Here is a 3,764-nt window from a genome sequence, read left to right as displayed (position 1 = left end):
CCCGATCGTGCACGCGATCAGCTCCGTCGTGCCGGTCAAGTACGCCGAGATCGTGTCGTCGGTGTCCTCGAAGTCGGCCGGTCCGGGCACGCGCAACAACATCGACGAGTTCACCCGCACCACGGCGCGCGGGCTCGAGGTCGTCGGCGGCGCGGAGCGCGGCAAGGCGATCATCATCCTCAACCCGGCCGACCCGCCGATCCTGATGCGCAACACCGTGTTCTGCGCCCTGCCCGACGGCTACGACGAGGCGGCGGTGGGCGCCGCCGTCGAGGACATGGTCGAGCGGGTGGCCCGGTATGTGCCCGGCTACCGGCTCAAGACCCCGCCGGTGTTCGAGGAGGGGCCGTTCGCCACCCCGGGCGGGCCGGCCGCGGCCCGGGTGGCGGCCCTGCTGGAGGTCGAGGGGGCCGGCGACTACCTGCCCCCGTACGCCGGCAACCTCGACATCATGACCGCCGCCGCCGTCCGGGTCGGCGAGGCCATCGCCGACAACGGCCCAGCCGGCAGGGAATCTGGTTCGTCACCATCCGATGGGGCCAGGGAAGCTCGGGTGGGTCAGCGGGGGGTGACGGCGTGACCGGCACGGCGTTCCGGCTGACCGACTCGACCCTGCGCGACGGCTCCCACGCCCTGTCCCACCGCTACACGGCCGAGCAGGTCAGCTCGATCGTCCGCGGCCTGGACGCCGCCGGGGTGCCGGTGATCGAGGTCAGCCACGGCGACGGGCTGGGCGGCTCGTCGTTCAACTACGGCTTCTCCGGCACCGACGAGCGCGAGCTGGTCTCGGCGGCGGTCGCCGCCGCCACCACGGCCCGGATCGCGGTGCTGCTGCTGCCCGGGATCGGGGTCGCCGACGACCTGCGCGACATGGCCGACCGGGGCGTCCAGGTGGCCCGGATCGCCACCCACACCACCGAGGCCGACATCTCCTCCCAGCACATCCGCCTGGCCAAGCGGCTCGGCCTGGAGGCGGTCGGGTTCCTGATGATGGCCCACATGGCCGAACCGGACGAGCTGCTGGCCCAGGCCCGGCTGATGGAGTCCTACGGCGCCGACTGCGTCTACGTGGTCGACTCGGCCGGAGCCATGACCACCGACGACGCCCGCGCCCGGGTGGGGACGCTGGCCGAGGGGCTCGGCTGCCAGGTCGGCCACCACGCCCACAACAACCTGTCCCTGGCCGTGGCCAACTCGCTGGCCGCCCTCGACGTCGGCGCCGACCAGCTCGACGGCTGCTGCGCCGGCCTGGGCGCGGGCGCCGGGAACTGCCCGACCGAGGTGCTGGTGGCCACCTGCGACAAGCTCGGCCTGGCCACCGGGGTCGACCCGCTGGAGGCCATGGGCGTGGCCGAGGACCTGGTCCGCCCCCTGCGGCCCGAGATGGGGGTGATCGACCGGGCCGGCCTGCTGCTCGGCTACGCCGGGGTGTACGGCTCGTTCCTGCTCCACGCCCAGCGGGCCGCGGCCCGCTACGGGGTCGACGTCGGCGAGATCCTGCTCGAGCTGGGCCGCCGCCGCGTCGTCGGCGGCCAGGAGGACATGATCCTCGACGTCGCCCTGGAGCTGGCCCGGCAGGAGGCCAAGGCGTGAACGCGGGCCCGGACGAGCTGGCCCGGGAGCTGGCCGGGCGGCGCCGGGACCGCGGCGCCGGCGCCGGCCTGACGGCCGAGCACCCCGGGCTCGACCTGGAGCTCGCCTACGCCGTCCAGGAGGCCGGGGTGCGGCTGCTGGCCGCGGCGGGGGAGCGGCCGGTCGGCTTCAAGCTCGGCCTGACCAGCCGGGCCAAGCAGGCCCAGATGGGCGTGGACGAGCCGCTGTACGGCGAGCTGACCGACGCCATGCTGCTCGACGTGGGCGAGCCCCTCGACACCGGCCAGCTGATCCAGCCCCGGGTCGAGCCCGAGATCGCCTTCCTCCTCGGGGCCGACCTGGCCGGGGAACGGGTCGGGGCCGCCCAGGTGCTGGCCGCCACCGCCGCCGTGGCCCCGGCCATCGACGTGCTCGACTCGCGCTACGCCGGCTACGCCTTCACCCTCCCCGACGTGGTCGCCGACAACGCCTCGGCCGCCCGGCTGGTCCTCGGTGGGGTCCGCCAGGCCGTCGACGGCATCGACCTGCGCCTGGTCGGCTGCGTCCTGGAGCAGGGCGGGCGGGTCCGGGCGACCGCCGCCGGGGCGGCCGCCTTCGGCCACCCCGCCGCCGCCGTGGCCTGGCTGGTCCGGGCCCTGGCCCGCCGGGGCCGCGGCCTTCACGCCGGGGACGTCGTGCTGTCCGGCGGGCTCACCGAGGCGGTGCCGGTGGCGCCCGGCGACGTGGTCGTGGCCCGACTCGGCCGGCTCGGGACCGTGGAGCTGGCCGTCCGCTGACCTTCGAGGAGGACCCATGCCGTTCGTCCGCATCGACCTCGTCCGCGGCCGCGACAAGGCGGTGCTGATGCGGTTGGTCGAGGAGGTGTCCGAGGTCGTCGCCCGCACCCTCGACACCCCCATCGACCGGGTGCGGGTGCTGGTCTCCGAGGTCGACCCCGACCTGTGGGGCATCGGCGGCGTGCCCTACTCGGTGGCCAGGGGCCCGGTCGACCCCGGCCAGGCGCGGGAGCCATGACCGCCCCGCCGGTCGAGGTGGCCGCGGGCCGGGTCGAGGAGCTCCCGGCCGGGACGGTGCGGCTGCTGGAGGCGGCCGGCCGCCGGGTGGCCGTCGGCAACGCCGGCGGCGAGCTGTTCGCCCTCGACGACACCTGCCTGCACCGGGGCGGGTCGCTGGCCGGCGGCCACCTCGACGGCGAGACGCTGGTCTGCCCGATGCACTGGTGGCGCTACGACGTCCGCAGCGGCCGCCGCCTCGGCCAGCCCGGGCTGCGCGTGGCCCGCTACCCGGTCCGGGTGGTCGACGGCGAGGTCCGGGTCACCGTCCCCCCGGCGGCCCCGCCCCGCTCCTGGCGCGAGATCCTCCTGGAGCACGCCCGCGAGGGGAGCAGGGGATGAAGGCGGTGGTGCTCGACTTCGGCGGGCCGGTCCTGCTGACCCCGTTCGAGCGGGTGGCCGCCCTGGAGCGGTCGCTGCGGGTGGCCCCGGGGACCTTCGCCTGGCCGGGGCCGTTCGACCCGGCCGCCGACCCGCGCTGGCGGGCCATGCAGGCGGGGGAGCTGACCGAGCGGGCCTACTGGGCGGCCCGGGCGGCCGAGGTGGCGGCGGTGTCGGGCGAGCCAGGGGTGCCGGCCATGATGGCCCGGCTGTTCGACGGCCCCGAGGAGGCGCTGGTCCGGCCCGAGGCCCGCGACCTGGTCGCTGCCGCCCAGGCGGCCGGGCTGGAGACGGCCGTGCTCACCAACGACCTGTACGACTTCCACGATCCGGCCTGGATCGACCGCATGGGCATCCTGGCCGAGGTCGGCTGCGTGGTCGACGCCTCCCGCCTCGGGACCCGCAAGCCCGAGCCGGCCGCCTACCGGCTGGTCCTCGACCGGCTCGGGGTCGCCGCCGACCAGGCCGTGTTCGTCGACGACCAGCCGGCCAACGCCGCCGGGGCCGAGGCGGCCGGCCTGCGGGCCGTCTGGTTCGACGTCACCCGGCCCGCCGCCAGCTACGAGACGGTCCGCCACGCCCTCGGGCTGGCCACCGTGGGAGGGAATCCATGAGCGCGCTGGTCGAGATCCCGCACGTGATCGACGGGGAGGAGCGGCCGGCGGCCGACGGCCGCACCTTCGAGTCGGTCAACCCGGCCACCGAGACGGCCTGGGCGCGGGTCGCCCGCGGGTCGGC

At 76.2% G+C, this 3,764-nt stretch carries 6 protein-coding genes; all 6 read left to right on the top strand.

Translation table 11 applies throughout. From position 1 onward, the window contains the following. The coding region (locus VF468_02055) for a hypothetical protein (GenBank protein HEX5877102.1) at positions 1-580 on the top strand (580 nt) is incomplete at its 5' end. Continuing rightward, complete coding sequence (gene dmpG / locus VF468_02050; GenBank protein HEX5877101.1) at positions 577-1,593, top strand: 4-hydroxy-2-oxovalerate aldolase; 1,017 nt, start codon at positions 577-579, stop codon at positions 1,591-1,593. The genes VF468_02055 and dmpG, both read left to right, overlap by 4 nt. Next, positions 1,590-2,369 (top strand): fumarylacetoacetate hydrolase family protein, encoded by a 780-nt coding sequence (locus VF468_02045; GenBank protein ID HEX5877100.1) that lies wholly within the window; start codon positions 1,590-1,592, stop codon positions 2,367-2,369. The genes dmpG and VF468_02045 overlap by 4 nt, the downstream gene beginning before the upstream one ends. Positions 2,370-2,385: 16 nt before the next feature. Beyond that, the gene (locus VF468_02040; GenBank protein ID HEX5877099.1) at positions 2,386-2,607 is read left to right on the top strand and encodes a tautomerase family protein; all 222 of its coding nucleotides are present in this window, start codon (positions 2,386-2,388) and stop codon (positions 2,605-2,607) included. After that, positions 2,604-2,987, top strand: coding sequence for a Rieske 2Fe-2S domain-containing protein (locus VF468_02035; GenBank protein ID HEX5877098.1), 384 nt, complete (start codon positions 2,604-2,606; stop codon positions 2,985-2,987). Before VF468_02040 ends, VF468_02035 begins: the two co-directional genes overlap by 4 nt. Next, positions 2,984-3,640, top strand: a complete 657-nt coding sequence (locus VF468_02030; GenBank protein ID HEX5877097.1) for an HAD-IA family hydrolase — start codon at positions 2,984-2,986, stop codon at positions 3,638-3,640. The genes VF468_02035 and VF468_02030 overlap by 4 nt, the downstream gene beginning before the upstream one ends. Positions 3,641-3,764 lie beyond the last annotated feature (124 nt).

This window comes from Actinomycetota bacterium, assembly GCA_036280995.1.
Classification (GTDB): Bacteria; Actinomycetota; CALGFH01; order CALGFH01; family CALGFH01; genus CALGFH01.
Note: the sequence above shows the minus strand (reverse complement) of the source record. Positions and strands in the feature narration are given on the sequence as shown.